Below are 26,710 nucleotides of genomic sequence, written 5' to 3' on the forward strand. Positions count from 1 at the left end.
TTGGAGTGCCGTCATGGTGAAGGATTCTGTCCAGGGCTGTTCCGCTGAGAGCTGTGATGAGCCGCTTTATCGCGTCGATATCTGGAACACCGAAGGCGATGTCGTGAAGCACTTCCGCGACCTCACGCCCGACGAAGTCGATGAAATCAGGGACCAATACGAAGATGAGCCGTGGCTCACCGTGGTCGTAGAGGAGCAGTGAAATGGACAAGATTGACGAAAAACTGCGCGACGCCTTGGCACAATCGATCCAGGCCGGTCTCTCGGACGAGACGATGGAGCAGTTCAACAAGAAGGTTAAGGATCTGTCCTGCGAGTTCGAGGAATCCCTGATGTGGAGCCTCAAGGATAACCTCGCCTATAACCTTTCCGCTTGGGTTGTCGATATGGCAGAGCGGGCATTGGAGCAGATGCTTCTCGGCAACGAGGACCAGATGCGGCGCTATCTGTCATGTGACAAGCGCGGCGATGATGGCCAGTACATCTGCTACACCGGCCGCAGCGATGGCTCCTATAACAGTCGGTCGGCCCTCGATCAGTACCCCGTGATCCACGGGCGCCTATTCGAGACGGGCGCCATTGAGCTTCGCAAGAAGGTCGCTCAAGCCAACGAGACCCTGATCCGTGATGAACGGATCAAGGACTTGGAGGATCAAGTCAAGTCACTGGTCGAGCAGGTCAATAAGGCCATCCGCGAGAAGGAAAACCTGCTGGATCGCATTCGTCGTGGCGAGGTGGTCGCATGACCGATCACATCCCCAATGCTGCCCAATCCTCGCAAGTGCCGGAAGGGTGGAAGCTTGTCCCCCTGATCCCAACCACGGCGATGCTTGAAGCGGGGACAGACAACAACCCCACGCAATGGACAGACGGGACGGATCCAGGGTTCGCGATCGACGTAGCGAACGACGTCTACGTGTCGATGGTTCGCGTCGCCCAGCCGCCGGCCGCTCCGGTCGAGGCGGATGCTGATCTTCCGACCGCTCAAGACGTGCGTGGCATTCTCGGTCCGCCTGTCCAGAGATGTTCTGCCGGCAATGGGGAAGTGCCGCAAGACTTCACAGCCATGCTGCGCGCCCGCGCCGACTGCATTCGAGCAACCAACTTTGTCCATATCGGCGAACAGGACGCGCGCGACTTCGCCGAATTGTTCGACAAGGCCGCCGCGATCATCGACTCGTTCGAGGAGAAGACTCGACACGAGGAAGAAATGTACATGGATGGGCTGGACTGATGGCTCAGCCCTTCTTCTCCCGCCTGATCAGCTCCTTTTCTACCGCCCCCCGGATGAATTCCGCACGCTTTCCGGGTCCCTCAAGAGCATCGATGCGCTCGGGCTGTCCATCATCTAGCCGAACCACCGTTGGCTTCACATCCATTCCCGGCCTGCCACGACCCTTCTTCGCAACTTTTTTCATATTCACCCCAGAAAAAGCGATATCGCTTATTGACGGGACTCAGAATATGCGATATCGGTATTTCCGTCAACACGGGAGATCGACATGACCGCCAAGACCTTCAAGAACCAAGCCGAAGCCATCGCTCTGGTCTCACCGCTGTTCCATGCCAAAAAGATCGGCTGCTTCACCCCGGTCAGCACGTTCGGCAAGACCACGGTCAAGGTATTCGTCTGGGGCGGCTGGAAGCCCCTCACCGATTCCCTATTCAACGCGCTGGTGGCAGCATGAGCAGCAAATACGAGCAGATCGCACATAAGTGGCTCACCGAGGCTAAGCAATTCGAAAAGTCTGCCGAGGATTGCTATGAGCGCGGGGACGATGACGAGGGCGACATGAACCATGTCGAGGCGGAAACGCTCCGCAGGTGCGCCCATGAACTAGCATCCCTCACTGACACTCAACCGCAGCCAACGCCAGTGCCAGAGCGAGATGAGAACTCTTGGCCGAACGGATGCCAAGACGCGAACTCCTGCGCCAACCACATGGCCTGCATGTACAAGCTCTGCCAGCACGAATTCAGAGACATTTCTGATGACGTCAAGGCCGCACTGGCGATGACGCGCCCACACGGTGGAGGCGACAAGTGAACCTCAACAAAGACCCTGAAAGCTGGGCCAAAGTTGACGCCTGCGCAGCCACGAACGGCAGCCAAGCTCAGTCCGAGAACGTCATGAAGATGGCGCTTCAAGATATTCAGCGATTGGCAGCAGAACTGAGGGCAGTTCGCGATGACCACGCGCGCATTTGCCGCAACCGGGATATGTGGAGAAGCCAATGTGAACAACAGGCTGAGCAGTTGAGCGAGAAAACTGCGGCCCGTCTGTATGGCATTATTGATCCCGATTACGCTCGCGTGTTCACCATGGCCAGAGTGCTGGCATGGGCAGAGGGGTACGCGCTTCTGTTCCACGGCTCATTCACCCGTGATCTTGACCTTGTTGCCGTCCCCTGGACCGGAGGGGCATGCGAGCCCGAGCACTTGCTGAGGCGTATCATTGCCGCTGCTGATCTCAAGATCGTGGTTGAGAACGACGATACGAAGCACTGGGGCCGGAAGGTCTGGACACTGACTTTCAAGACCTTTGGCGACCCGCGCTTTATCGATCTTTCGATCATGCCTCGTGGCGACGAAATGTCAGCGACCGATAACATCGCAAAAAGTCAGCGAGCGATGACATGAGCGACCCCAAACTTGAGTTCAGAATCCTTGAGCGGCTTAAGCAGGCTGCGTTGGACATCCGCCGCAACGGCGGCGGGGGTGATGATGTTGATTGGAAGCTAAATCAGTCTGTATCTCGGATACTGAACTCGTTTATCGATAACGAGGAAAGGTCAAGTCCAACTGGACTAACTGAGTGGACTTCAAACCCGAGCATCCACGTTGCGTGGTGGATGATGCAGCGCGGCTATGCGACGGGACATGGCGATACGCTTGACGATTTGCTGTCAGAGCTTGTTCATCAGGCGGCCGTTCTTGAAACGTCTCAGGACCGGAAAGACTTTTTCGATGGCGGAAAAGAGTTTCCAAAACCGACAACGGAAGGGGCACAGATCGAAAACGCCTGTTCCCCGGTCTCTTCGCAACACCATTCAGGAGAATAAAGATGGACAAAGGCGCATTAGCCCTCGTCGGAAAAACGCTTTCTAAGGTCGAATTGGCGGCAGACAAAAAGGCCATCCGCTTCACAGTAGACGGCGAAGAGATCATCGCCAAGTGCGATGGCGATTGTTGCTCTGATACCTGGATCGAATCCATCGAAATGCCCGCTGGTGGCATCCCCGCGAAGATCCTGGGGGCCGAAGAACTCAGTCTGCCATCGGCAAGCGACGAGCTCGCGCTCTATGGATTGAAGCTGACCACGGACAAGGGCGATCTCGTTCTCGACTACCGCAACGAGTCGAACGGATATTATGGCGGCAATCTTAGCTGGCCCGGCGATTATCACTACGGCGGCGTCTACGGGCAGAATAATAGCAAGGAAGAGTGGCAGCCCATCCCCGATGATGTGGGAGGATCTGGGAAGTGAGCATCCGTCTCAAATGGGCCAAGCAACTGAAGGATGCCGGCGCCGTCCTCGGTCGCGACGGGCTGTCGAAACGTGCCGCCGCCATCATGGTCGATCTCGTTGCCAATAGCGGATCGTACAAAGAGGCAATGATCGCCGCAGGACGTCTGAAGGCAATTGCCGGCGCCGCGAAGTATGACAGCTATTGGACCGAGAAGGTCGATGATGGCTTCCTCAAGGAGCTGCACTTCCTGGAAGCCGAGGCGAAGCGCGTGGCCTCGTCGCGGCTCCCTTCAGATCAGTGAAAGTGCGTACCAACCTCAACCAAGGAGACGACTATGCGTGAGATCACAAGCCACATCGTCAATCCCGTGAACGACAAGCTCAAGATCGAAGTCACCGACGCGCCCGGTGCCGGCGGCGCAAACCACCGCTACGAGATCACCGGATTCGATACGTCCAGCAATCCTTCATTGGTCGGCCAAGGCATCGAGCCCAAGAGCAAGACAACGATCCTGTTCCAGAACGGCCCGATCAACGATCACGGCGTTAACGGTCTGACGCAGGAAGTTCTGCTTGCCATCGTCGCCGATCGCCTCAACTCGTTCCAGCTCGGCCCCTTCGCCTGTCGCGAGAACGAGATCGCACTGGAGAAGGTCCAGGAGGCGATGGAAGCCCTCCAGTCGCGGACTAAGGCTCGCATGGCGCGCGGCGTCGAGGGGAGGAACGTGGCCTAGCGCCACGTCACCTCGCCAATGACCTCAAACAAGCGTGGCACTGAAAATGCTTAATGTCTTCGCCTTTTCCATCGCTTTTGTCGGCGTCGTTGGCCTTATCCTCATCACCGCAATTTTGCGCGGCTGGGCGCTCAGCATCATCTGGGGATGGTTTGCGGTTCCGATCTTCGGTCTACCTTCGCTTTCGATACCGCAGGCCATCGCGGTTTCTTTGCTGGTCAGTATGATGACGCATCAGCACATCCCGCAATCCAAGGACGAGCCATGGAAGCCATTGATGACAGGGCTGCTCACGCCGTTTGTTGCATTGCTGATCGGCTGGATCATCAAGGGCTACCTATGATCAGTTCACCGCTGACGTCGAACAACTTGGGAACAGACAAATGACCATGCCTGCCGCGCACACGCTCGAACGCGAAAAGGACAAGCTGTATCTGACAGATGCAGAACTGATCCGGCGCCTTGGCGTGCCTGAAAAGGTGATGCGGCCGATGTTGCCGGGCCTTGAGCGTGACTACGGATTCCCGAAGAAGTCCCCATTATTTGGTGAACGACGCTACTGGCCTGCTGTGAAAAGCTGGCTCGATAAGCACAACGGGCTTACAGTGGGGTCGCTAACTTCCAAATCAAAAGGGGTCCTACGATGACCGATAAACCACAGCCTCCAGTGCTGGGCCTACCTGCGCCTGGTCTTGTCTGGAGGCTACGCAGCGACGGCTGGCTGGCCTCATGGCAAGCCCGTACCGACCGCGTCAAAGACGGCTACTCACCGCGATATGTGCAGCTCTGGGTTGGCGAAACGCCAACCGAGGACGAGGCTGTGATGATCTCTACGCGCTGCCAACACCAGCAATATGACATGCTGACGTTCGGCCGAGAGTTACCGAAGCCTCAGCCGCCGGAGCCAGACCATTTCACCGGCAGCCTGCGATCTCTCATCCACTGCTACAAGACGGATGCGGATTCGCCGTTCCAGAAGAACCGTTTCCACGTCAAGCAAAACCGCAACAGCCTTATGCGCCGGCTCGTCGATCAGCACGGCGACGTGAAACTGTCCGAGATCAAGGCTCGCATTCTTCTGGCATGGCATAAGGACTGGGCGGCAGATGGCAAGATCGCAACAGGATCAGCCTTCATCGGGCAGCTCAGGTCACTCTTCAGCTTCGGCGCAACCTTGCTGGAAGACCCGGAGTGCGAACGGCTGTGCGGGGTGATGAGCAAAATGCGCTTCCAGGGGGCTAAGCCCCGCACCGTGAGCGTGACGGCGGACTACGCCAATGCCATACGGATCAAGGCGCGCGAGCATTTCGGCTGGTATTCAATGGCCCTCGCTCAGGCCTTCCAGTTCGATTGCACCTTCCGTCAGAAGGACGTGATCGGCGAGACTGTGCCCCTATCGGAGCCCGGCGTTTCGGCCGTCATCGTCGGCGATCGGAAGTGGCTTCGCGGCATCGTCTGGCAGGAGATCGATGAGAATCTGATCCTGAAACACATCACCAGCAAGAAGCAAAAGCTGGTCGAGATCGACTTAAAGCTGGCGCCCATGGTGCTCGAGGAATTGCAGATCCTGATCGGCGAGCAGCCCCTCATCCATGTGGACGAGACTACCAAGAAAGTAACAGTAAACCGTAGCCTGCTGCCCTCGAATGGCCCGATCATCATCAACGACGTCACCGGCCTGCCCTGGAGCCCGAACGAATATCGCCGGAAGTGGCGGCTGGTGGCTACCAAGGCCGAGGTGCCCAAGAACGTCTGGAACATGGATTCCCGCAGTGGAGCGATCTCTGAGGGGTTCTTGGCCGGCGCGCGCGGCGAGTTTGTCCAGATGGCGGCCACTCACAGCGATATCTCACAGACGGCGGACTATGCCCGCATCCAGGCTGAGGCTACCGCCGAGGTCATGAGACTGCGAGCAAAGAGACGGAACGAACCAAAAACTGAGTGACTAAGTTTTGACTAACGACCGTTGAATTTGTTGACGTTTCCATTAGAAATCACTCTCGGCCTATGAGCGCCTGATCCGCGCCCGCGGCCGCGAGATCGGTCCGGAGATCGCAGGCACCCCGCAGCCGGTCGCGCATGCGCTGCCCGAGGACGTGGTCAAGCCTGATCTGCGCGAGGGATCGAGCAGCGAAGAGAACTGAGCAGGCTCCGGATCACTCCAAAAACGTCGTGAGCTGCGCGCCTTCATCGGCCACGAACACGGCGATCAATTCGGCCGGTTCCGTGGTGCTGGCATTGGCCGAGACCAGGTGCGTCGCGCCGGGCGGCTCGAAGAAGGACTGGCCGACGCCAAACGTCTCGACCGGGCCGCCGCCGAGCTGGGAGCGGATCTCGCCCTTGGTAATGTAAGCTGTCACCGAGCCCGCATGGCGGTGCGGACGCGAAAACCCGCCTGGACCGTAGAACACCCGCACGATGGTGACGCGCTTGCCCGGCACGTTGGGCAGTGCGTAGGAGCCGACCGGTTCGACCTTGTCGAGTGGCGAACTTTCGGCGGCGGTAGCGCAGAGTGGCGAAAGCGCCCCTGAGACGGTATCCATCGTCACCGGCAGCGCCTTGCCGATCGCAAATGCGCACGCAAGGCCGGCTACGACGGCCCAGGCCATCGACCGCGATTGACGCGGAACGGCTGCTAAACCCATGGCGGTCATTGTCATCTCCCCCTCGTTTCAATCAGGACGCCGCGGCATTCGCCGCCATGTGCCGCTTTGGCGGCGTCCAGCGGAAGGCCGCGCCAAAGCGGTTCCAGACGTTGATCGAGGCAATTGCCGAGGTCAGGTACATCAGCTCGGCCGCAGAAAATTCGCGCTGCGCCTCGGCATAGATCTCGTCGCCGAAGCCCTCGGGCAACAGGGTCAGAGCCTCGGCCCAGGCTAGCGCTGCACGCTCGCGCGCCGAGTAGATCGGTGCCTCGCGCCAGACCGCGACGAGATGAAGCTTGTCAGCGGACACCCCGAGCCGCTCCGAGAGAAGAACATGATGCTGAACACAGAAGGCGCAGCCATTGATCTGCGAGGCGCGCAACTTGACGAGCTCAAGGAGCTGCTTGTCGAGGCCGGCCTTGGCCGCAACCTGGCCCAGCGCAAGCACCAGATCATACGCGTCCGGCGCAATCCTCTTGAAATCCTCGTATTCGCTGCGGGCGTGTGACATTGCCGTTCACCTCGTGATAATATAAGACCACTTATATATTATCAGGGCTCTTATATTATGCGCAAGCCAGCCAGCATCACGAAATCGAAACCGAAGCAGCGGGCATCCAGCGAGCCGGCAGCGGTGCATGTGCCCGCCCCCGGCGAAGGCAAGCGCGGCGAGCAAGGCTATCTCGGCTATCTCCTGCGTCAGGCCCACGCCGCGGTGAGGCTGAAAATGGAACGTACGCTGGCCGATCTCGGCGTGACCTCGCCGCAATTCGCCGTCCTAACCATGCTGAACGCCTATCCGGGGTTATCGGGGGCCGACGTCGCCCGCCTCACCTTCCTGACGCCGCAAACGGTCGGAGTGATCATCCGTAACCTCGAACGCGACGGCGCGATTGTGATGACGCCGCATCCTGTCCACGGCCGCATCCAGCAATGGACACCGACATCGCGCGGAACGACCTTGCTGAAGGTTTGCAGGGATCGCGTGATTGAACTGGAAAAGCGTCTCGCCAGCAACCTCGATGCCAAGGCGGAGGCAAGCATTCGCCGCTGGCTCGCCAACGTCGCGACGGAGCTGCAGGAGGATTAGGCGAACCTAGTCGCCGCCTCCTGCATCCCCGCCACCATCGCACCCGCCGAAATCAGCGAAATCGCCGCCCGCGCCACCATCACCCTGGATGCCGCGGCCGAAATTCTCTGCAAGGATCATCATGACCACGACCAAGAGTCCCGCACCGAAGGGCCAGGGATTGGCACGGATGATGTCGAACAGCTCTCGCATGTGCGCATGATGCGCAGACGGAAACGAACCGACCGTAAAGGAACAGGCCTAAACTCGGGAGATTCGGGTCTTGACCAAGGGCGCCCTATCCGCCCTTCAACACTTTCTTAACCTCGCCATCCGGCCACACTTCGCCCGCCGCGATGACCCGGACGCGACTTCGGTCCGTGGTGTTCACCAGCACGTGCGAACCCATTCGGTCGGCGCTCGGCTCCAGATGCAGATCCGTTTCAGGCTTCCAGCTCAGCGTCGCCGCAAGATCGCCGGGAAAAATCTGCCAACACGATCCGTCGTCGAGCTCGACGACATGGCTTTCTGCATGCGTGCGTATCTTCATTCCACCCCAAAGTCGCGTTGAGGAAGACGGGCCCCGGCGATCGGCCGGGGCCTTGCTCCGTCAATCGTTGTCGTGATGGATCACAGTCTTGCTGCGGTTGCCGAATTCATCTTCCTTCTTGATCACGGTTTTGCGCTCAGCGGGCGCGCGCTCCTTGATAACAGTAGTGCGGTCGCGATCGCGGTCACGATATTCGTGAGACTCGCCGACCGTCACGCCGGCGCCGACCGGACCGACGTGAACGCCGACCTCATCCGCGAACGCAGGGGCTGCGATGGCTGTGATCATGGCAGCGGCAAACAGATATTTCCTCATTTTGTCCTCCTCAAATGTCGTGCTGAGGGAATGCAGCAGTGCGACGCTTTGTTCCGGGGAACTGCCTGTTCCTCGCGTTCCAGGAACCGGCTCACAGGGGCCTTTTTTCCCGCTAGAATGACCGTATGAAACACGCTGATTCCTCGACTAGTCGCATCACCCGCCGCGCCCTGCTGCAATCCACGCTCGGCTCAGCCGCGCTGCTGGCATCCCCAACGCATGTTCTTGCATCGCCGCCCGGGTTCGACGAATGGCGCGAAAGCTTTCGCGCACGCGCCATGGCGAAGGGCATTTCGGCCGCGACGTGGCAGCGCGCGATGGCGCGGGTCGAGCCAGACATGAGCGTGTTCAAGCAGATGCGCAACCAACCCGAATTCCATGAGCAGGTCTGGCAGTACATCAATCGACGTGTCTCTGACTGGCGCATCATCAACGGCAAGATCGCGCTGAAGAACAACGAGGCGCTGCTGGCGCGCATCGAGCGGGATTTCGGCGTCGAGCGCGGCACACTGCTGGCGCTGTGGGGCGTGGAGTCGGCCTATGGCGATCCGCTGGTGCAGCAAAATCACATGACGCCGGTGTTTCCCTCCCTCGCCGCGCTCGCCTGGAACGAGCCGCGCCGTAAAGCCTATTGGGAGACCGAGCTGATCAACGCGCTGCGCATCGTCGACAAGGGCTGGAGCACGCCCGAGGAAATGCAGGGATCATGGGCCGGCGCGATGGGGCATTCGCAATGGATGCCGGAAGTCTGGCTCAATGTCGGCATCGACTATGACGGCGACGGCAAGGTCTCGCCGTTTGGCAAGCCCGACGACGCGCTGGGCTCCACCGCAAAATATCTGGTCAATCGCGGCAAATGGCATCGCGGCGAGCATTGGGGCTACGAGGTGCGCGCGCCCAGTGAAATGAGCGGCAGCCGCACCTATGCGGCGTGGCAGGCAGCCGGCGTCACACGCGCCGACGGCCAGGCGTTTCCACAGCCGAACGGATCGGCGCAAATGTGGACGCCGGTCGCGGGCGGGCCGACCTTCCTGCTCGGACCGAACTTCTATTCGGTGAAGAGCTACAATCCCTCGATGAACTATGCGCTCGCGATCTGCCATCTCGGCGACCGCTGCCTGGGCGCGCCGCCCTTCATTCAACCGTTCCCCGGCTCCGAGCGCGTGCTTACGCTTGCCGAGGTGCAGGAGATGCAGACGCGGCTGACCAAAGCCGGCTTCGATACCGGCGGCACCGACGGCCGCGTCGGCAACGACACCATGAAGGCGATCAAGGATTTTCAGCAGCGTGCCGGGATCGCGCCCGCGGATGGCTATGGCGGGCTGAAGGTTTTGGCAAAGCTGCGGCAGGGATCGTAGCCGGCAGCCTCAATGCCGGTATTGCGGCTCTTCCGCATCGAGCTGACGGCGGATCGCGGCTAGATGCAATCGCGCGGATTCGGAATCGCCTTCGCGCATCTGCCTGTAGGTCTCTGCCGCAACCGACGGATCGACCGGCAGAACCTTTCGACCCGTCGACATCGCCAGCACTTGCACCTCGGCGGCGCGTTCGAGGTAGTAGAGATCGTCCCAGGCTTCCGCGATGGTCGGCGCCAGCACCATCACGCCGTGATGCTTCATGAAGACGATGTCGGCATCGCCCACGGCCGAGGCGATGCGCGCGCCTTCGCGATTGTCGAGCGCGAGACCGTTGTAATCGCGATCGACCGCGGTACGGCCATAGAATTTCAGCGCGGTCTGGCCGGCCCAGATCAGGGGATCACCCTCGGTCATCGACAGCGCCGTCGCGTAGGGCATGTGGGTGTGAAAAGCGACCTTGGCGCGCGGCAGGCGCTTGTGCATTTCGGCATGGATGTAGAACGCGGTCGCCTCGGGCTCACCTTCGCCGTCGAGGACGTGGCCGTGGAAATCACAGATCAGCAGCTTTGACGCCGTCAGCTCGCGGAAGGCGTAACCATAAGGGTTGACCAGGAAGAGATCGTCATGGCCTGGCACCACGGCCGAGAAGTGGTTGCAGATGCCCTCCTCGAAACCGTTGCGCGCAGCCATTCGGAAACAGGCGGCGAGATCCTCGCGCGCGGTGCGGATCGCATCGGTCGCAAGGTCCGGCCGGTTCGAACGGACGGGCGCGGGTGTGGAGGCGTGAAGACTGTGCGCCATGGCGACTGAAACCTCTTTCGGGCAGGAGATGCCAGCGTTTTACAGGGGCTACGCCTGCGCGTCAGCCCCTCCGGCCGCCACCCTGCCCTGCGCGTCTCACGCCCGCCGCGGTACGCCGCCGGCATTCATTCCGCCATCGATGACGAGCTCGCTGCCGGTGACGTAGCGCGAGGCATCCGACGCCAGATACAACACGCCGGAAGCAATCTCTGCAGCCTGACCTGCGCGGCCAAGCGGCGTCGCGACCTTGGCCCGCTCCTCGGGATCGATCGGTGCGTTCTGGCCTGCGCCCGCCGCCCCCGTCGGGATCTTGCCCCAGATCGGGGTATCGATAATGCCGGGATGCACGGAGTTGACGCGGATACCGTCACCGGCGGCCGCGCACTCCATTGCGATCGATTTGGCGAACAGCCGCACGCCGCCCTTGGTCAGCGAATAAGCTGACAGGCCGGGCGCGCCGCGCAGGCCCGCGAGCGAGGACATCATGACGATCGAGCCGCCGCCGGTCTTGCGCATCAAGGGCAGGCAATGCTTCACGGAGAGGAACACACCGTCGAGATTGATCGCGTTCTGCTTGCGCCAGTCAGACAGTGTCATGTCGGTGATCGAGGGCACGGCAATGCCGATGCCGGCATTGGAGACCATGACGTCGAGCCGGCCATAGCGCTTCGCGATCTCGGCGACGATCTCAACCCAGCGCTCCTCGCTGGTGACGTCCTGCTCCAGGAAGATCGCGTTGCCGCCGGCTGTCGTCACTCGCTTGGCAAGCTCGGAGCCACGCAGCTCGTCGATGTCAGTTGCGACAACGGTCGCGCCCTCGCGCGCGAACAGCTCGACGATGGCTTCGCCAATGCCGGACGCGCCCCCCGTGACCAGCGCGACCTTGCCCTCAACCTGCCCTGCCATGTTTCTCTCCTTTTCTTTTTTGTTGTTTGAGGCCGCTACCTAATGACGGATGGCCCCTGGTCCGGTAGTGCGACGTCGATGACGCGAAACTGCACGCGCTCGGCGCCCTGATAGCGATCGACAGACAAGGAGCCGGCGACATGCAGTTGCTGGCCGCGATTGGCGAGAAGCGCATTGCCGAGCTTTTGCCCGACCGAACGAAATGCGATGCCATTGACGATGGCGCCGTCCCCCGATTTGAAGCGCAGCCTCAAGTGCGCCTGCCCGACTTCGTCAGCAAAAACGAGTTGATGCCCCGGCAGCGCCAGCACCGGCTCCGGATTGCCGCTGCCGAAGGGACCCGCGCGATTGAGCGTGGTCGCAAGCTCCGTCGTCACCGCGCGCGCCGAGATCGCGCCGTCGATGTAGAGCTCGTTGACGTGGCGTGCCTCGGCGACGTCCTGCGCCAGGGCGTGCTCCAGATAGGCGCGGAATTCGGCGAGCTTTTCCTTCCGCAGCGTGACGCCCGCGGCCATGGCGTGGCCACCGCCCTTAAGCAAAATGCCGTCAGTCACAGCCTGCCGCACCGCCTTGCCGAGATCGACGCCGGCGATCGAGCGGCCCGATCCAGTGCCGATGCCGCCGGGCTCGAGTGCAATCGCAAAGGCCGGTCGCGAGAACTTCTCCTTCAGGCGCGAGGCGACGAGGCCGACCACGCCGGGATGCCAGCCTTCGGACGCGGTGACGATCACGCCGAGCTTGTCTTCCAGACCGATCGAGGCCAGCGCCTCGGCTTCGGCCTGCGCTTCGGCAGCCTGCTCGATCACGCGGCGCTCGCTGTTGAGGCGGTCGAGCTCGGCCGCGATCCGCGCGGCCTCGACGCTGTCACCTTCCAGCAGCAACCGCACGCCGAGATCGGCGCGGCCGATCCGGCCGCCCGCATTGACGCGCGGACCGAGCATGAAGCCGAGATGCCAGGCTTCGGGGGGGCCATTGAGCCGCGCCACATCCATCAGCGCGGTGTGGCCGACATGGTCGCGCCGCCGCATCGCGATCAGCCCTTTGGCGACGAAGGCGCGGTTGAGGCCGATCAACGGCGCGACGTCCGCGACGGTGCCGAGCGCGACGTGATGCAGCATGCCCAACAGATCAGGCTCCGGCATCTCCGCATTCCAGAACCCGCGCTGGCGCAGCTCGCGATTGACGGCGACCAGCGTCACCAGCACGAGGCCAACGGCCGCAAGATGGCCGAGGCCGGAGAGATCGTCGAGCCGGTTCGGATTGACCAGTGCGTCGACCTCCGGCAGCTCGGTGCCGGCCTGATGGTGATCGATCACGACGACGGACATGCCGAGGCGCTTCGCTTCGGCGAGCGGCTCGATGCTGGTGGTGCCGCAATCGACGGTGACGAGCAGCGTGGCGCCCTTGGCCGCCAGCCCGCGCACGGCTTCGACGTTCGGGCCGTAGCCCTCAAAGATGCGGTCGGGAATGTGGATCAGCGGATCGAGCCCGCAATGGCGCAGATGCCAGGCGAGCAGCGCCGCCGAGGTCGCGCCGTCGACGTCGTAGTCGCCGAAGATTGCGACGGTCTCGCCCTTCGCGGCCGCATCCGCGATCCGTTTCGCCGCGGCCTCCATCTCCGTGACCGTGAAGGGATCGGGCATCAGCTTGCGGATGGTCGGATCGAGGAAATCAGGCACGGCGTCGATATCGACGCCACGGCCGGCCAGCACTCGCGCCAGCAATTCGGGCAGCTGGTGGCGTTGCACGATGGCGAGGGCCGTGGCGGCCCCGCGCGCATCGAGCCGGGTGCGCCAGAGCTTGTCGGTAAGCGAGCGCGCCACGCCCAGGAAGGCCTGAGGCATTTCGACGGGTAAGGCGGTGGCGGGCGGCGTCATGATTCGCGGGGTTCAAATGGTCTGGGCATAAGCAGCGGCGCGATGGCCGAGTCCGATCGCAGGATTCGTCGGGAATCCGCGGCCATTTGCAATGTCAGCGGCCCACAAAGCGGTGGATTGCTGAAATGCTGAGCGAGCTGACTACCATTTGAGCAGCCGGGCGGACAGCAAATTAAGTGGGCGTTAGCCAGAATCTTCGAAAACGATTCTTATTCGATCTGTAAGCCGTTGTTCCCAGTTCATTGCAGATCAGACCTCATTGCCAAGGGAAGCTCCCGATGTCTGCTGCGCTGGGTCTGAAAACCAAGCCGACCACCACCGAGCCCGCTGACGACGATTCGGACATCTCCGCGCTGATCAACCGCCTGACCGCGGAGGTCAACCAGATCGCGGTCGACAAGACCAAGTCGATCCAGCAGATCACCAACCAAATGAAGATGCTGGCGTTGAACGCGCTGATCGAAAGCTCCCGCGCCGGCGCGCAAGGCGCGGGCTTTGCGGTGGTGGCGCAGGAGGTGCGCGGCGTCGGCCAGCAGGTCGAGACCATCGCGCGCGAGCTCGAGACGCAGCTGACGAAACGCACCGGCGATCTGGTCGCCTCGATCGAGCGCATGAGCCAGCGTTCGCGCGGAGAGCGCATGATGGATCTGTCGCTCAACGCGGTCGAGCTGATCGACCGCAATCTCTATGAGCGCACCTGCGATGTGCGCTGGTGGGCGACCGATTCCGCCGTGGTCGATTGCGCGGCCTCGCCTGCTCCGGCGGCGGTCTCCTATGCCTCGCAGCGGCTCGGCGTCATCCTCGGCGCCTACACGGTCTATCTCGATCTCTGGCTCTGCGACCTCGACGGCAACGTCATCGCCAACGGCCGCGCCGACCGCTTTCGTGTGGTCGGCCAGAACGTCGCCCACACCAAATGGTTTCGCGAGGCAAAGACCCTGCGCTCCGGTGACGACTATGTCGCCGGCGACGTCGAGAACCAGCCCCTGCTCGGCAACGCCCAGGTCGCGACCTACTGCGCCAGCGTCCGCGCCGGCGGCCAGGCCAACGGCGCGCCGATCGGCGTCCTCGCGATCCATTTCGACTGGGAGCCGCAGGCGCGTGCGATCGTGCAGGGCGTACGTGTCGGCGACAACGACAAGGCGCGCGTGCTGCTGGTCGACTCGCATTTTCGCGTGATCGCCGCCTCCGACGGACAGGGCATCTTGAGCGAGCGCATCTCACTGTCGCTGGGCGGCCAGCGCTCCGGCGTCTACCAGGACCGCTCCGGTGCGATGATCGCCTTCCATGCGACACCGGGCTACGAGACCTATCGCGGGCTCGGCTGGTACGGCGTGATCGTCTGCGCGGCGTAAGGCCGCGTCGACGTCGCCGCCCATCAAACGAAATCTGCAAAACAACCCCATGCACAGTAGCGCGGGGCGACGACGCCGGATGTCTCAGCCGGTCGTCCCGTTTGACACGTCGGGCAAAACACTGGCAACCTGTGATGATCGCAAGGTGCGTGCCTCCCGGTAGACGGGACGATCGCATGCGCCTGATCGTTTCAGCTTCATCCGGCATCTGATACCCATGCTCGCGGTCCGCGTCCTCGCCTCGCTCGTTGTTCTCCTGACAGGATCCAGTCTCGCTCACGCGCAATCGACTGCGGCGGCCGACTTCCACGCAAAAGTCGCCGCGCTATACAGCTTCGAGCCGCACAAGCTGCCGCGCGCCGAGATGCAGGCGAAGTCGAGCCAGCTGGATCAGTTCTGGACTGCGGTCAAAGCCGATCCTTCGCGCAATTTGCCTTTGCTCCGAAAAGAGCTGGAAAATCCTGCGAATTCGGCGTTCTTCTTCTATGACGGGAGCAAGCTCCTTCTCGCCCTTTCGACGGACCGGTCCGACCAGACCCTGGCACTCCACGCGATCGCAAAAGCAGACCTGCACGGGATTCAATCCGCCGATTACGTCCGGACCGTCCAGGCGCTCGGCAGCAAGGGACTAGACACGCGCGAAGCCGCCTTCCGCATTTTGACATTCCCCGATTTCAAAGCATTCATCCCTCAGCATTCACTCACGCTTGGCCAAGACTACTCCCTCATCTGCATGCTGTTTCCAATGGACGAGACGCTGTTCGTTGCTGACCTCGCCACTAGGCTTGCAACAGAACCCGAGGTCCGAACGCAGAAGAGTCTCCTGCTGGCGCTCTGGTACGCGGTGACGCCTGCTGCGAACTCCGCAGTGAAAGCCTTTGCAGACAATCAGGGCAAGCCTGCGGAAGCCACGGCCTACGCAAAATCGCTGCTGGACAGGACCACGCGTCTCGGCTCTCCCAGCCCGTCCTCCGCTCAATCGCTGCGCGAGGAGCGACGCAAGGTCATGCGGCGCCCGATCAGCGACGAAGCACTAATTGAATTCGACCAGTTGACCGCGAAGCTGATCGCCAAGCGGTAGGCGCTCAAGGCTAGACCGCAATGGACAAACCGAAGCTGACAGACCCTGTCGCCCGCGCCGCCTCCGACAGCACGGGAGGCGCGCCGCAGGGTGGCTTTGCCGATCTGGTGCCTGAGCTCAGCGTTTCGGACATTCAGGCCAGCCTGTCGTTCTGGCGGGACCTGCTGGGTTTCGAGATCGCTTATGATCGTCCTGCCGCCCGATTTGCCTATCTCGTGCGGGGACGCTTGCAGGTGATGCTTTGCGAATTGAACGGGCGCTGGGAGACGGCGGAGATGCACCGGCCGTTCGGGCGCGGCGTCAATTTCCAGATGGTCGTCGATCGTATCGATCCGGTGCTGAGGGCGCTCGACGACGCGAAATGGCCGCTCTACGAGCCGCCGAACGAAGCCTGGTATCGGGTTGGCGACCAGGAGGACGGACAGCGTGAATTCCTGGTCCAGGATCCCGACGGCTATTTGATCCGCCTCGTCGAACGCCTGGGAATGCGCGCACCATCGCCATCGCCTGACCGCTAGGCTCTGGCGATGCTGTCCCCGTCGGTCGGCAATGGTGTAATTCCGAGGGTCTGCGACGGATGCTCCCCGAACATGGCGAGGTAGTATTGCGCGAACCGGCCGAGCTCGTAAAAGCCCTGTTGCATCGCGACGGCTGCCACGGTGGTCGAGCCGGGCGCGCTCCGGCGCAGGATCGAATAAACAGCGCAGAGCCGCTTGTGCCTGAGGAAGCTGACCGGACCGAGACCGAATACCTCCTGAAAGGCACGGTGCAGGGTGCGCCGGGATACGCTCAGTGCGGCGCAGATCTCCGACACATGCACCGGGCGCGTGCCGGCCTCGTCGAGATGGTCCTCGACCCTGCGGATCAGCCGACGCGCCGAAGGCAGCCAGCCGCTGTCGTCCGGCGGCAGCGACGACATGACGTTGGCCGCCATGCATTCGACGATCGATCGCTTCCAGAAATCGGCGGTCGAGGGCGTCAGGCTGCCGGTACGGCTGCGCAGATGTGACATGATCCGGACCAGGCGGCGGCTGGCGATCCCGCCTGTCTCGAGGTCCGCGCGGAAATGACCGCGGCTGCGCCAGGTGTCGGGATCGCTCAGCCGCGCTTCACCACCAAATAGCGATGCGACCTCGCTGAGGTCGAAGCGCATCGCGGCGTAAGCGGACGCGCCGTGAAAGACGCCGTCATGCTCGAGCCGCGGCGGAATGACGAGCACGTCGTTGAGCTGCATGTCGAACGCCCAATGGGCGACGCGCTCCTGGGCCGTGAGCAACATTCCGATGATCAGCTTGTCGTCGCTGGAGACGCGCTGCGTGCGCATGCCGACGTTGAAGGCGCCAATACTGAGCGAGAATTCGCCGATGCCGACATGGGACAACGTTCCGCGCAACCTTCCGCGGCCGAGCTGCATCACGTCGACATGCGACCCGTGAACGGCCTGGCGGAGGCCTTCAAAACCATCCAGCTTTTTCGAATCAACCAGAAGGAATTGCCCCATGGCCCTATCCTGTTACTGAAGGGCGACAATTCTGGGGCATATGGCAGCACAATACTACCATTACGCGATGGTGGGCGCGACAAGTCGACGTCGCGTTCTGAGTCAGGAATTTGCGACATGGGTCGTTAGGCCTCACCAGACCCGCGCGTATTGGCACAAACTGCACATCACAGTCAGCCAATCTTCGGATACGTTTTGCGATCTCTGCAATATCGATCGGAAGCGCTCTGCGGACGGCAGGGCGCACGCGGCAAGGCATGTGTCGTGTGCCCAACTGCGCGCGCCCAAAGGAAAGAGATGTTGACGCAATGCCGCGTCCTGGTCTCTGAGCGCCAAAAAGGAGAGGACCAGACAATGCGTCCGATAGGCCCGGCAATGTGTCGTCATCGACATCTGCCAGAGTCCACGCTGTAGCATCATCAGATCGGGTTACGCGTATCGGGATTGCCACAATGTTGCGGGCAGATCTGGATCACTGTGAGTGGTTGCCGGATGATGTGAAGACCGGCGAGATGGTCTTCATTCCCGGTGGAACCTTTCGCATGGGATCCGACCGTCATTATCCCGAGGAAGCGCCGAGCCATCGCGTCTCGGTCGACGGCTTCTGGATCGATCGGACGCCGATCACCAACCGGCAGTTCGCGCAATTCGTCAACGCGACCGGCCATCTCACGGAAGCACAGATCGTTCCAGAGCCCGAAGATTATCCCGGCACGATGCGGGAGATGCTCTACGCGGGATCACTGGTGTTCTCTCCGCTGCCGCACATCACCGATCTTTCCGACTGGAGCCAATGGTGGTCGTTCGCGCGCGGCGCCGATTGGCGCCATCCTTATGGCCCCGGCAGCAACATCAGGGGGCTCGACGACCATCCGGTCGTGCACGTCTCCTACAGCGATGCGGCGGCCTATGCGCGCTGGGCCGGCAAGGAGTTGCCGACTGAAGCGGAATGGGAATTCGCCGCGCGCGGCGGCCTCGACGGCGAGGAGTTCGCCTGGGGCGATGCGTTGATGCCTGAAGGCAAGCACATGGCCAACCTCTGGCAGGGCAACTTCCCGGTCCAGAATCTCGGCGAGGATGGGTTCGAGCGTACCTCGCCGGTCATGGCCTTCCCGCCGAACGGCTACGGCCTCCACGACATGATCGGCAATGTCTGGGAGTGGACCTCCGATTGGTGGTCGGCCAAGCATGAGGCCGACACTGCGAAGCCCGGCTGCATTCCGCACAATCCGCACGGCGGCCGTGAAGACGCAAGCCACGACCCTCGCCTCCCCGATCTCAGGATTCCCCGCAAAGTCCTGAAGGGTGGCTCGCATCTCTGCGCGCCCAATTACTGCCGCCGCTACCGCCCGGCCGCGCGCCATGCCGAGCCGATCGACACGTCGACCAGCCATATCGGCTTCCGCTGCGTGGCGCGTGCAGCATAGCCGCATCGGCTGGGTTGCACATTCGACGCTTGTGCCATCAGGGCTCCGGATCCCGCATCATCCGCCGCCTTCCACAAACGCGACCGGCGTCCCCTTCGCGACGCTCGCCGCGACCCGTTCGGCGTCCCAATTGGTGAGACGCACGCAGCCATGCGATTGTCCCTTGGAGATGTTTTGCGGGGCCGGCGTGCCATGGATGCCGTAGCCGTCGGCGGAGAGGTTGACCCACACCGTGCCGACCGGATTGTTCGGGCCGGGCATGATCTTGAACGGTTTCCGCGAATGAACGCCCTTGAAATGATAGGCGGGATTATAGCGGTAGGTCGGATTTGGATCGATCTCGGTGACCTTCAGCGTGCCTGATGGTGATGGTTTCTCCTCGCTGCCGACGCTGGCCGGATAGAAGCCGATCAACGCATTCGACTTGTCGAACAGTTTGACCGTTTGCCGCTTTTTGTCGATCTCGACCCTGTCGGCCTTGGCCGGCGCCGCACTGCCACCGCCGCTGGCGTCGACGACGGCGATGGTCTCGCCGGCGCGGTCGAAGTGACGGCCGGGGTTGAGCGACGCCAGCAGTTGCTCGCTCATGTGAAACCTCTCAGCCAGCCCCTCGCGCGGACTGGTGTAGCCGAGCTTCGGAATGTCCTTCATGTCCTCCATCTTCGATGGGAGCTTGCGCAGGAACGGGCCTGCGACGTCCTTGTCGGTGATGGTGTAGGTCATCGTCGGCGGCCGGCCCTCCGCCTGCAGCGCCTTCCAGGCGTCATCGGTCACCTCGTCCGAGTTCGGCAATTGCCGTGCTTCCGCAAAGGCGCGAAGCGCCTTCCTGGCATTCTCTCCGAATTTGCCGTCGATCTCGCCGGGCGAGAAGTGCGCCCGGTCCAGCAGGACCTGCAAGCGGACGCCCGCCGGGGTTGGCTTCTCGCGCGAGAGCGTCTTCTTCGATGGCTCGGCGGACGCGATGGCGGCCGCGTCTATCCCGGCGCCGAGCGCCGGGACGCCCGTCAAGGCGATCAGCGTGACAGCAAACGCAACTTTCACCGCCGCGCGCCGCACGACGTCCTCAGCCATGTTCCAACTCCGACGTGGAGACGTTCATCGGGTTGGCAACTCGGCTCGGCGACGGAAGTTTCCAGTTTTTCCGAACGGCGGAATCCGGGCGACCTACCAGACGGCGCGACGCGCTGCCATCTCGGCCGCGAGGAGCACCGCCGCGCGACTGGCACCGATCGACGCGACCCCCTGGCCGGCAATGTCGTAGGCTGTGCCGTGCGCGGGCGTGCAGATCGGGAACGGGAAGCCGCCGAGCAGGGTCACGCCCCGATCGAACCCCATCAGCTTCATCGCGATCTGGCCCTGGTCATGATACATCGTCAGCACCGCGTCGAACGCGCCGGCCTTGGCGCGCAGGAACACGGTGTCGGCTGGAAACGGGCCGTCCACGGCGATGCCGTCGCGCTTGCCGCCTTCAACCACGGGCGCGATGACATCGATCTCCTCGCGGCCAAAATTGCCGCCGTCGCCGGCATGGGGGTTGAGACCCGCCACTGCAATGCGAGGCCGCGCAAAGCCGGCCTTTCGCATGCAGGCATCGGTCAGCGTGAGCGCGCGCCGGATGCGCTCGCTGGACAATTTGGCCGCGACGTCCTTCAGCGGGATGTGCGAGGTGACCCGCGCATTCCAGAGCTCGCCCAGCACGTTGAATTCGCTCGCCGGCGTCTTCAGGCCGGCAACTTCTGCGGAGAATGCGATCTCGTCGTCGTAGTCGGCGCGGGCATACCGCATCGCCTGCTTGTTGAAGGGGGTGAAGCAGACGGCATCGACGCGGCCGTCACGGGCCAGCTCGAGTGCGTTGCGGTAATTCGCCAGCGCGAATTTGCCGCCGGCAAGGGTCGCAGTCTTCGGCTCGACCTCGCGGGGATCGAGATGGCCGAGATCGACGAACAGCGCATCGCCCTTGGCTGTGCGAAAGTCCGCGCCCTGCTCCACCATGCTCAGCTCCGGCACGACGCCGGCGACGCGCGCACCCTCGTCGAAGATGCGGCGGTCGCCGATCACGACGAGGCGGCCACGAGCGCGGATCTCGTCCAGCGCCACAAGCTTCGCGGTCAACTCCGGGCTGATGCCGGCGGGGTCTCCCATTGCGAGCGCAATGAACGGCTTTGCGGTCATATGATCACCTTCTCCTGACTTGTCGTCTCGGTGCCGGAAGACGCCGGCTTGCGAAACAGGCGCGCAAGCTGCAACACCAACGGAAGCAGCAGCAGCGCAATTCCACCTACCACCAGGCACGTCACCAGCTTGTTTGCAAAGAAGATGCCCAGCGATCCCTTCGACATCAGCATCGATTGACGGAACGCATCCTCGGCCTTGTCGCCGATGACGATCGCGAGCACCAGCGGCGCCAGGGGATAGAACAGCTTCTTGAAGAGATAACCGACGATGCCGAAGCCGAGCATCATCACCACGTCGAGATAGGAGTTCGACACCGAATAGGCGCCGACGACGCAGATGATCACGATCAGCGGTGCGATGACGACGAAGGGAATCCGCATCAGGGCAGCGAAGACCGGCACGGTCAGCAGCACCAGCGCGACCGCGACGATGTTGCCGACATACATCGAAGCGATCAGGCCCCAGACGAAGTCCTTCTGGTCCACGAACAGCATCGGCCCGGGATTGAGGCCCCAGATCATCAGCCCGCCCATCATGACGGCGGCCGTCGCGGAGCCGGGAATGCCGAGCGAGAGCATCGGCAGCAGCGCGCTGGTGCCGGCGGCATGGTCGGCGGTCTCCGGCGAGATGATGCCTTCGACCTCGCCGGTGCCGAAATAGCGGCCGCGGCGCGAGAAGCGACGGGCGATGCCGTAGCTCATGAAGGACGCTGCAGTCGGGCCGCCCGGCGTGATCCCCATCCAGCAGCCGATCGCGGCGCTCCGCAGCAGCGCAACACTGTGCCGCGGCAGGCGGCCGACCGCGCGAAGCACCTCGCGCCAGTCGATCCTGGAAGAGACGGCGCGGGCATGAAATTCTTCTTCGACCGCGACCAGCAGCTCGCCGATGCCGAACAGCCCCATCACCGCGACGACGAAGTTCACGCCCTTGACCAGCTCGTCCACGCCCATGGTGAGGCGCACGCTGCCGGACACGGTGTCGATGCCGATCGCGGCGATGGCAAAGCCGATTGCGAGCGCCACCACTGTCTTGATCGGCGCCGCACCGCCCATGCCGACGAAGCTCGCAAAGGCGAGGAAATAGACCGCAAAATATTCCGGTGGGCCGAAGGCGAGCGCCACCTGCGCCACCCAGGACGCGAGAAAGGTGATCAGGATCACGCCAATCAGTGCGCCGAACGCCGCCGCCCCGAACGCCGTGGCGAGCGCGGTGGTCGGCCGGCCATCGCGGGCCATCGGATAGCCGTCGAAGGTGGTCGCGACCGAGGACGGTTCGCCCGGAATGTTGAACAGGATCGACGTGACCGAGCCGCCGAACAGCGCGCCCCAATACATGCTGGAGAGCAGGATGATCGCCGAGACCGGCTGCATGCCGAAAGTCAGCGGCAGCAGCAGGGACACCCCATTCGGCGCGCCCAGCCCCGGCAGCACGCCGACGAGAATACCGAGCAGCACGCCGACGGCCATCAAGGCCAGATGCGGGATGGTGACCGCGATGGTGAAGCCGTGAAGAAGCTCTGAGAGATTATCCATCGCCCTCTCCCTCAGAACCCGAGGGCCGCGGCGAGCGCGCCGTGCGGCAAGGACACCTGGAACATGCGCTCGAACACGACATAGAGCGCGAGCGCTGTTGCCGCGGCCATCGCCAGCGCCCGAGGCACGGATTGATGCCGGGGGATCGCCAGCACCGCAAACACGTAACCCGCCGACGCCAGATACATCCCGAGCAGCGGAATTGCTGCGACGAAGATCGCGGCCGGCACGAACAGCCCTGCCAGCCGTCGCAGCTCGATCGGCGTGATCGCGATGGGAACGCTCGCCAGCGACGCGGCCGGCATCACGCCGCGCGCCAGATTGTAGAGACTTCCAGCGACGATGATGATGCCGGTCAGGAACGGAAAGGTGCCGGCATCCACGCCCGCACTCGACCAGCCGATGCCGTTGTCCAGGCTCTGGACCACCACGGAGACACCAAAGCTTCCCGTAAGGACAGCGGTCGCAAGTTCAAGCGCGCGGCGCGAGATCATCGGGAGCTCCGCGCAAACCACGTGCTGTGACTGATTATAGCGTTGGCGTTTCCCAGCATTCGGTGTCGTCCCGGCGAAGGCCGGGCCCCATAACCCCAGGGAGAAGTTTGACGATGACTCGGCGTGCAACGCGCTCCGGTACGACGACTGCCGCTCATCGAGAGTTCACGCGGTATGGGTCCCGGCGTTCGCCGGGACGACGGCAGCATTTGAGGCGAGCCCCGTCTCACTTGATCAGCCAGCCCTGCTCGCCCGCAACCTGCTTGACGTGCTCGAGGTCCTCCTTGATGAACTTGTCAAACTCGGCGCCGGTCAGGAACGTGTCGACCTGGGAGGTCTTCTCGATGTAGTCCTTCCATTCCGGCGTCGCCTGCACCTTCTTCATGAGGTCGACGTAGTACGCGGCCTGCTCCGGCGTGATCTTGCCGGGCAGCCACACCGTGCGCGGCTGCTCATATTGCTTGATGTCGAGCCCCTGCTCGGCGCAGGTCGGCACGTCGCTCCACCCCTCGGTCGCGGTGACCTTGGGACCCTGCGGCAGGTGCTTCGGGCTGAAGACGCAGAGCGGACGCTGCGTGCCGCCGCGCCATTGCCCGATGCTTTCGCTGGGATTGTTGACGTGGGAGTCGAGGTGCCCGCCAGCGAGCTGCACGGCAGTCTCGGCGCCGCTCTTGAACGGGATGTAGGTCAGCTTGATGTGACCGACCTTCTCGATCATGCGCGTCAAGACCTCGTCGGTGTCCTTGGACTGCGCGCCGCCCATCTTGAACTCGCCCGATGCGGCCGCCTTCAGATAGTCGCTTGCGGTCTTGTAGGGCGCGTCCTGCTTGACCCAGAGCAGGAACTCGTCCTGCGCCATTGCCGCAATCGGAGTGAGATCGGTGTAGTTGAAGGCAACCTTTGAGACGAGCGGCTGCTGCCAGGCGTTCGAGGTGCCGAAGATAACCTTGTAGGGATCGCCGGCGGAGGCCTTGCCGTAGACATAGCCCTCGGCGCCGCTGCCGCCACCCTTGTTGACGACGACGATCGGCTGCTCCGTCAGCTTGTACTTGGTGATGATGTTCTGAACCGCGCGGGCGAGATTGTCGGTGCCGCCACCGGGCCCCGCGGTCGCGACGAACTCGATCGGCTTTTGCGGCTGCCAGGCCGCAAACGCCGGCGCACTGCTTGCGAGCACGGCCGCACTGACCGACAACAGGAAGAGAGACGTCCCACGCATGATTTCCTCCAACTGACTTTTTCTGTTTTGCTTGATCAGTCGTTTCGGCTCAGGCGACGCGTTCTTCGCGCTCCCTCGATGCCGAAACGATCGCGCCTTCTTGCTCGAGCGCTTCGATTTGCTTCTGGTCGAAGCCGTGCTCGGCCAGCACCTCGCGCGTATGCTCACCATAGACGGGTGCACCCGAGACGACCTTGCCCGGCGTCTCCGAGAATTTGACCGGCAGCCCGATCGTCTTGACGGGGCCCAGCGTGGAATGCTCGACCTCGACGACCATTTCGCGCGCCAGCGTCTGTGGATCGCCGAGCGCCTCCAGCATGTCGTGCACGGGACCGCAGGGCACGCCCTTCTCATCCAATGCGGCGAGCCAGTGCGCGCGCGTCTGGGTGCGGAAGTGTTCGCTCAGGACCGCTTCGAGCTCCTTCAAATTCGCCATGCGGTCGGCACCGCTGACGAAGCGCGGATCGGCCGCGAGCTCGCTCGCGCCGAGCGCCTCCAGCATCAGCAGCCAGTGCTTCTTGTTGGCGCCGCCGACCACGAGCCAGCCGTCCGAAGCTTCGAAGGCCTGATACGGCGCGTTGAGCGGATGCGCCGAGCCCATCGCGCGCGGTGCGGTGCCGGCGGCGAGCGCAATGGTCGACTGCCAATAGGTCTGCACCAGCGCTGCCTCGTAAAGCGAGGTCTCGACCCATTGCCCCTCACCGGTCTTGAGACGGTGCGCATAGGCCGCAAGGATACCCATGCTCGCGAGCAGGCCCGCGGTGATGTCGGACAGCGGGGGTCCGCATTTCACCGGCGGGCCATCGGGCCGCTCGCCGGTAAAGCTCATGATGCCGCTCATGGCCTGCGCGACGAGGTCAAAACCCCTGCGGTGCTTGTACGGACCGGTGCGGCCGAAGCCCGACAGCGAGCAATAGATCAGCGCCGGGAATTTTTCGTGCAGCTCGTCATAGCCAAAACCGAGGCGCTCCATCGCGCCCGGTGCGAAATTCTCGACCAGCACGTCGGCGTCGGCGATCAGCCGCCGCAAGACCTCCTTGCCGCCGTTGGTCTTGAGATCCAGCACGATGCCGCGCTTGTTGCGGTTCATCATCAGGAATGAGGCCGCCTCGTCGCCGATCTTGGGCGGCACCGAATGACGGGTGTCGTCGCCGTTCGGCCATTTCTCGATCTTGATGACGTCCGCGCCCATGTCGGCGAGCATCAAGGTGCAGGTCGGCCCCGCCATGACATGGGTAAGATCGATGACCCTGAGACCCGCGAGCGGCCCCGAGCGGCGTGAAGTGGATTGCGATCGATCGCTTTGCATCGGAGCGTCCTATTGACCGCGCCACTGCGGGGCGCGCTTGTTGAGGAAAGCATCGAGCCCTTCGCGAAAATCCTGGCTCGTGTAGCACATCAGGATGAGGTCTTCGCCCTCGTCCCGCGTCAGCCGCCGCTGCAGCCGGGCCACCGCCTGCTTGGTCGCATTCAGCGTCAGTGGCGCGTGGCTGGCCACGAGGCGTGCAACCTCATCAGTGCGTTTGTCGAGCGCTGTGAGATCGTCGACGACCTCGCCGAGTAGCCCCACGCTGGCGGCCTCCGCGGCATCGACGAGCCGCGCGGTGAAGATCAGATCCTTGACGCGCGCAGCTCCGATCAATGCCGTCAGGCGACTGACATTGGACATCGACAGGCAATTGCCGAGCGTGCGGGCGATGGGAAAGCCGATCTTCGCGCTCCGGGTGCCGATCCGCAGGTCGCAGGCCGCAGCGATGCCCGCCCCGCCGCCGGTGCAGAAGCCGTTGATGGCGGCGATCGTCGGCACACGGCACTGCTCGAGCGTGGTCAGCACCCGGTCGATCCGGTTCTCGTAGTCGATGGAGTCCTGCGGCGTTTTGAATTCGCGGAACTGGTTGATGTCGGTGCCGGAGGCAAAGGCCTTGTCGCCGGCCCCGCGCAGCACCAGCACCTTGATGGCGCGGTCGTCGTTGGCCTGGTCGCAAATGGCGGCGAGCCGCTCGTACATCGCGAAAGTGAAGGCGTTGCGCGCCTGCGGGCGGTTGAAGGTGATCCGCCCGATCCCGTCCTTGCATTCAAAAACGAGGTCGTCCGCCTTTACGGCCTGGTCCATTTCCTCGATCCCTGCTGTTTTTTGCATTTTTGAATGCAAAATTCTGGAATTTCAAGATATAATTACCTAACTCTCGTCTATTGGATCAT

Annotated in this window: 36 protein-coding genes; 19 read left to right on the top strand and 17 right to left on the bottom strand. The window is 62.7% G+C overall.

What is annotated here, in order from left to right:
- Window positions 1-13 precede the first annotated feature (13 nt).
- From ACWAT4_RS21745 to ACWAT4_RS21755, 3 genes are read left to right on the top strand one after another with little or no spacing between them, the layout of a single operon-like run.
- Complete coding sequence (locus ACWAT4_RS21745) at window positions 14-202, top strand: hypothetical protein (RefSeq protein WP_449728025.1); 189 nt, start codon at window positions 14-16, stop codon at window positions 200-202.
- Window position 203: 1 nt separating this feature from the next.
- Complete coding sequence (locus ACWAT4_RS21750) at window positions 204-746, top strand: hypothetical protein (protein ID WP_449728026.1); 543 nt, start codon at window positions 204-206, stop codon at window positions 744-746.
- Complete coding sequence (locus ACWAT4_RS21755) at window positions 743-1,234, top strand: hypothetical protein (protein ID WP_449728027.1); 492 nt, start codon at window positions 743-745, stop codon at window positions 1,232-1,234. The genes ACWAT4_RS21750 and ACWAT4_RS21755 overlap by 4 nt, the downstream gene beginning before the upstream one ends.
- Window positions 1,235-1,238: 4 nt before the next feature.
- Here ACWAT4_RS21755 and ACWAT4_RS21760 read toward each other — a convergent pair whose 3' ends face one another.
- Window positions 1,239-1,418 carry a hypothetical protein gene (locus ACWAT4_RS21760; protein ID WP_449728028.1) on the bottom strand — a complete coding sequence of 60 codons (180 nt, stop codon included), beginning with the start codon at window positions 1,416-1,418 and terminating at the stop codon, window positions 1,239-1,241.
- An 84-nt stretch (window positions 1,419-1,502) separates the two neighbouring features.
- Here ACWAT4_RS21760 and ACWAT4_RS21765 point away from each other — a divergent pair, with 84 nt between their 5' ends.
- The 10 genes from ACWAT4_RS21765 to ACWAT4_RS21810 are packed head-to-tail and all read left to right on the top strand — an operon-like array spanning window position 1,503 to window position 6,148.
- Complete coding sequence (locus ACWAT4_RS21765; protein ID WP_449728029.1) at window positions 1,503-1,688, top strand: hypothetical protein; 186 nt, start codon at window positions 1,503-1,505, stop codon at window positions 1,686-1,688.
- Entirely contained in the window at window positions 1,685-2,047 is a 363-nt protein-coding gene (locus tag ACWAT4_RS21770) for a hypothetical protein (protein ID WP_449728030.1), read from the top strand. Before ACWAT4_RS21765 ends, ACWAT4_RS21770 begins: the two co-directional genes overlap by 4 nt.
- Entirely contained in the window at window positions 2,044-2,640 is a 597-nt protein-coding gene (locus ACWAT4_RS21775; RefSeq protein WP_449728031.1) for a hypothetical protein, read from the top strand. Before ACWAT4_RS21770 ends, ACWAT4_RS21775 begins: the two co-directional genes overlap by 4 nt.
- Window positions 2,637-3,062, top strand: a complete 426-nt coding sequence (locus ACWAT4_RS21780; protein ID WP_449728032.1) for a hypothetical protein — start codon at window positions 2,637-2,639, stop codon at window positions 3,060-3,062. Before ACWAT4_RS21775 ends, ACWAT4_RS21780 begins: the two co-directional genes overlap by 4 nt.
- A 2-nt stretch (window positions 3,063-3,064) precedes the next feature.
- Entirely contained in the window at window positions 3,065-3,487 is a 423-nt protein-coding gene (locus ACWAT4_RS21785) for a DUF7448 domain-containing protein (RefSeq protein WP_449728033.1), read from the top strand.
- Complete coding sequence (locus tag ACWAT4_RS21790) at window positions 3,484-3,771, top strand: hypothetical protein (RefSeq protein ID WP_449728034.1); 288 nt, start codon at window positions 3,484-3,486, stop codon at window positions 3,769-3,771. The genes ACWAT4_RS21785 and ACWAT4_RS21790 overlap by 4 nt, the downstream gene beginning before the upstream one ends.
- A gap of 33 nt (window positions 3,772-3,804) precedes the next feature.
- Window positions 3,805-4,203, top strand: a complete 399-nt coding sequence (locus ACWAT4_RS21795; protein ID WP_449728035.1) for a hypothetical protein — start codon at window positions 3,805-3,807, stop codon at window positions 4,201-4,203.
- A gap of 34 nt (window positions 4,204-4,237) precedes the next feature.
- The gene (locus ACWAT4_RS21800; protein WP_449728036.1) at window positions 4,238-4,546 is read left to right on the top strand and encodes a hypothetical protein; all 309 of its coding nucleotides are present in this window, start codon (window positions 4,238-4,240) and stop codon (window positions 4,544-4,546) included.
- 40 nt (window positions 4,547-4,586) lie between these two features.
- Window positions 4,587-4,850 carry a winged helix-turn-helix domain-containing protein gene (locus ACWAT4_RS21805; RefSeq protein ID WP_449728037.1) on the top strand — a complete coding sequence of 88 codons (264 nt, stop codon included), beginning with the start codon at window positions 4,587-4,589 and terminating at the stop codon, window positions 4,848-4,850.
- On the top strand, window positions 4,847-6,148 hold the full coding sequence (locus ACWAT4_RS21810) for a hypothetical protein (protein ID WP_449728038.1): 1,302 nt from the start codon (window positions 4,847-4,849) through the stop codon (window positions 6,146-6,148). The genes ACWAT4_RS21805 and ACWAT4_RS21810 overlap by 4 nt, the downstream gene beginning before the upstream one ends.
- 211 nt (window positions 6,149-6,359) lie before the next feature.
- Here ACWAT4_RS21810 and ACWAT4_RS21815 read toward each other — a convergent pair whose 3' ends face one another.
- Together ACWAT4_RS21815 and ACWAT4_RS21820 are read right to left on the bottom strand one after the other, a co-directional pair.
- Window positions 6,360-6,857 (bottom strand): cupin domain-containing protein, encoded by a 498-nt coding sequence (locus tag ACWAT4_RS21815; RefSeq protein WP_212427717.1) that lies wholly within the window; start codon window positions 6,855-6,857, stop codon window positions 6,360-6,362.
- A 22-nt stretch (window positions 6,858-6,879) separates the two neighbouring features.
- Window positions 6,880-7,359 carry a carboxymuconolactone decarboxylase family protein gene (locus ACWAT4_RS21820; protein WP_449728039.1) on the bottom strand — a complete coding sequence of 160 codons (480 nt, stop codon included), beginning with the start codon at window positions 7,357-7,359 and terminating at the stop codon, window positions 6,880-6,882.
- A 54-nt stretch (window positions 7,360-7,413) separates the two neighbouring features.
- Between ACWAT4_RS21820 and ACWAT4_RS21825 the strand changes: the two genes are divergently transcribed.
- Complete coding sequence (locus tag ACWAT4_RS21825; protein WP_212299830.1) at window positions 7,414-7,938, top strand: MarR family winged helix-turn-helix transcriptional regulator; 525 nt, start codon at window positions 7,414-7,416, stop codon at window positions 7,936-7,938.
- A gap of 6 nt (window positions 7,939-7,944) precedes the next feature.
- On the opposite strand, the gene ACWAT4_RS21830 is transcribed toward ACWAT4_RS21825, so the two are convergent.
- The 3 genes from ACWAT4_RS21830 to ACWAT4_RS21840 form a co-directional block, all read right to left on the bottom strand.
- Window positions 7,945-8,130 (bottom strand): hypothetical protein, encoded by a 186-nt coding sequence (locus ACWAT4_RS21830; protein ID WP_212299712.1) that lies wholly within the window; start codon window positions 8,128-8,130, stop codon window positions 7,945-7,947.
- 85 nt (window positions 8,131-8,215) lie between these two features.
- The gene (locus ACWAT4_RS21835) at window positions 8,216-8,467 is read right to left on the bottom strand and encodes a hypothetical protein (protein ID WP_212299711.1); all 252 of its coding nucleotides are present in this window, start codon (window positions 8,465-8,467) and stop codon (window positions 8,216-8,218) included.
- 60 nt (window positions 8,468-8,527) lie between these two features.
- A complete protein-coding gene (locus tag ACWAT4_RS21840; protein WP_212443550.1) occupies window positions 8,528-8,782 on the bottom strand; it encodes a hypothetical protein in 255 nt (84 codons plus the stop codon).
- 125 nt (window positions 8,783-8,907) lie between these two features.
- Between ACWAT4_RS21840 and ACWAT4_RS21845 the strand changes: the two genes are divergently transcribed.
- A complete protein-coding gene (locus ACWAT4_RS21845) occupies window positions 8,908-10,140 on the top strand; it encodes a lytic murein transglycosylase (RefSeq protein ID WP_212427719.1) in 1,233 nt (410 codons plus the stop codon).
- 9 nt (window positions 10,141-10,149) lie between these two features.
- Here ACWAT4_RS21845 and ACWAT4_RS21850 read toward each other — a convergent pair whose 3' ends face one another.
- The 3 genes from ACWAT4_RS21850 to recJ all read right to left on the bottom strand — a co-directional run bounded on the left by ACWAT4_RS21850 (window position 10,150) and on the right by recJ (window position 13,724).
- Window positions 10,150-10,941: an aldolase gene (locus tag ACWAT4_RS21850; RefSeq protein WP_212299708.1), complete on the bottom strand. Its 792-nt coding sequence runs from the start codon at window positions 10,939-10,941 to the stop codon at window positions 10,150-10,152.
- A gap of 96 nt (window positions 10,942-11,037) precedes the next feature.
- Window positions 11,038-11,847, bottom strand: a complete 810-nt coding sequence (locus ACWAT4_RS21855) for an SDR family NAD(P)-dependent oxidoreductase (protein ID WP_449728040.1) — start codon at window positions 11,845-11,847, stop codon at window positions 11,038-11,040.
- A 35-nt stretch (window positions 11,848-11,882) separates the two neighbouring features.
- On the bottom strand, window positions 11,883-13,724 hold the full coding sequence (gene recJ, locus ACWAT4_RS21860; RefSeq protein WP_212299706.1) for a single-stranded-DNA-specific exonuclease RecJ: 1,842 nt from the start codon (window positions 13,722-13,724) through the stop codon (window positions 11,883-11,885).
- A gap of 278 nt (window positions 13,725-14,002) precedes the next feature.
- Between recJ and ACWAT4_RS21865 the strand changes: the two genes are divergently transcribed.
- From ACWAT4_RS21865 to ACWAT4_RS21875, 3 genes are all read left to right on the top strand, one after another.
- Window positions 14,003-15,079 (top strand): methyl-accepting chemotaxis protein, encoded by a 1,077-nt coding sequence (locus tag ACWAT4_RS21865; RefSeq protein WP_212427722.1) that lies wholly within the window; start codon window positions 14,003-14,005, stop codon window positions 15,077-15,079.
- A 364-nt stretch (window positions 15,080-15,443) separates the two neighbouring features.
- Window positions 15,444-16,160 (top strand): hypothetical protein, encoded by a 717-nt coding sequence (locus ACWAT4_RS21870; RefSeq protein WP_449728041.1) that lies wholly within the window; start codon window positions 15,444-15,446, stop codon window positions 16,158-16,160.
- A 20-nt stretch (window positions 16,161-16,180) separates the two neighbouring features.
- Entirely contained in the window at window positions 16,181-16,678 is a 498-nt protein-coding gene (locus ACWAT4_RS21875) for a bleomycin resistance protein (protein WP_449728042.1), read from the top strand.
- On the opposite strand, the gene ACWAT4_RS21880 is transcribed toward ACWAT4_RS21875, so the two are convergent.
- Window positions 16,675-17,661, bottom strand: a complete 987-nt coding sequence (locus ACWAT4_RS21880) for a helix-turn-helix domain-containing protein (RefSeq protein ID WP_449728043.1) — start codon at window positions 17,659-17,661, stop codon at window positions 16,675-16,677. The genes ACWAT4_RS21875 and ACWAT4_RS21880 overlap by 4 nt on opposite strands.
- A gap of 452 nt (window positions 17,662-18,113) precedes the next feature.
- On the opposite strand from ACWAT4_RS21880, the gene ACWAT4_RS21885 reads away from it, so the two are divergent.
- Complete coding sequence (locus ACWAT4_RS21885) at window positions 18,114-19,088, top strand: formylglycine-generating enzyme family protein (protein ID WP_449728044.1); 975 nt, start codon at window positions 18,114-18,116, stop codon at window positions 19,086-19,088.
- 57 nt (window positions 19,089-19,145) lie between these two features.
- On the opposite strand, the gene ACWAT4_RS21890 is transcribed toward ACWAT4_RS21885, so the two are convergent.
- From ACWAT4_RS21890 to ACWAT4_RS21920, 7 genes are all read right to left on the bottom strand, one after another.
- Window positions 19,146-20,159, bottom strand: a complete 1,014-nt coding sequence (locus ACWAT4_RS21890; RefSeq protein ID WP_449728045.1) for a L,D-transpeptidase family protein — start codon at window positions 20,157-20,159, stop codon at window positions 19,146-19,148.
- A 93-nt stretch (window positions 20,160-20,252) separates the two neighbouring features.
- Complete coding sequence (locus tag ACWAT4_RS21895; RefSeq protein WP_212427729.1) at window positions 20,253-21,260, bottom strand: 4-hydroxythreonine-4-phosphate dehydrogenase PdxA; 1,008 nt, start codon at window positions 21,258-21,260, stop codon at window positions 20,253-20,255.
- The gene (locus ACWAT4_RS21900; protein WP_449728046.1) at window positions 21,257-22,795 is read right to left on the bottom strand and encodes a tripartite tricarboxylate transporter permease; all 1,539 of its coding nucleotides are present in this window, start codon (window positions 22,793-22,795) and stop codon (window positions 21,257-21,259) included. Before ACWAT4_RS21900 ends, ACWAT4_RS21895 begins: the two co-directional genes overlap by 4 nt.
- Window positions 22,796-22,806: 11 nt before the next feature.
- On the bottom strand, window positions 22,807-23,289 hold the full coding sequence (locus ACWAT4_RS21905) for a tripartite tricarboxylate transporter TctB family protein (protein WP_449728047.1): 483 nt from the start codon (window positions 23,287-23,289) through the stop codon (window positions 22,807-22,809).
- Window positions 23,290-23,515: 226 nt separating this feature from the next.
- Window positions 23,516-24,508 carry a Bug family tripartite tricarboxylate transporter substrate binding protein gene (locus tag ACWAT4_RS21910; RefSeq protein WP_449728048.1) on the bottom strand — a complete coding sequence of 331 codons (993 nt, stop codon included), beginning with the start codon at window positions 24,506-24,508 and terminating at the stop codon, window positions 23,516-23,518.
- A 49-nt stretch (window positions 24,509-24,557) separates the two neighbouring features.
- Complete coding sequence (locus ACWAT4_RS21915; protein ID WP_449728049.1) at window positions 24,558-25,817, bottom strand: CaiB/BaiF CoA transferase family protein; 1,260 nt, start codon at window positions 25,815-25,817, stop codon at window positions 24,558-24,560.
- Window positions 25,818-25,826: 9 nt separating this feature from the next.
- Window positions 25,827-26,621 carry an enoyl-CoA hydratase/isomerase family protein gene (locus ACWAT4_RS21920; protein ID WP_212427734.1) on the bottom strand — a complete coding sequence of 265 codons (795 nt, stop codon included), beginning with the start codon at window positions 26,619-26,621 and terminating at the stop codon, window positions 25,827-25,829.
- Between the last annotated feature and the right edge of the window lie 89 nt (window positions 26,622-26,710).

The organism is Bradyrhizobium sp. T-1 (assembly GCF_053592855.1).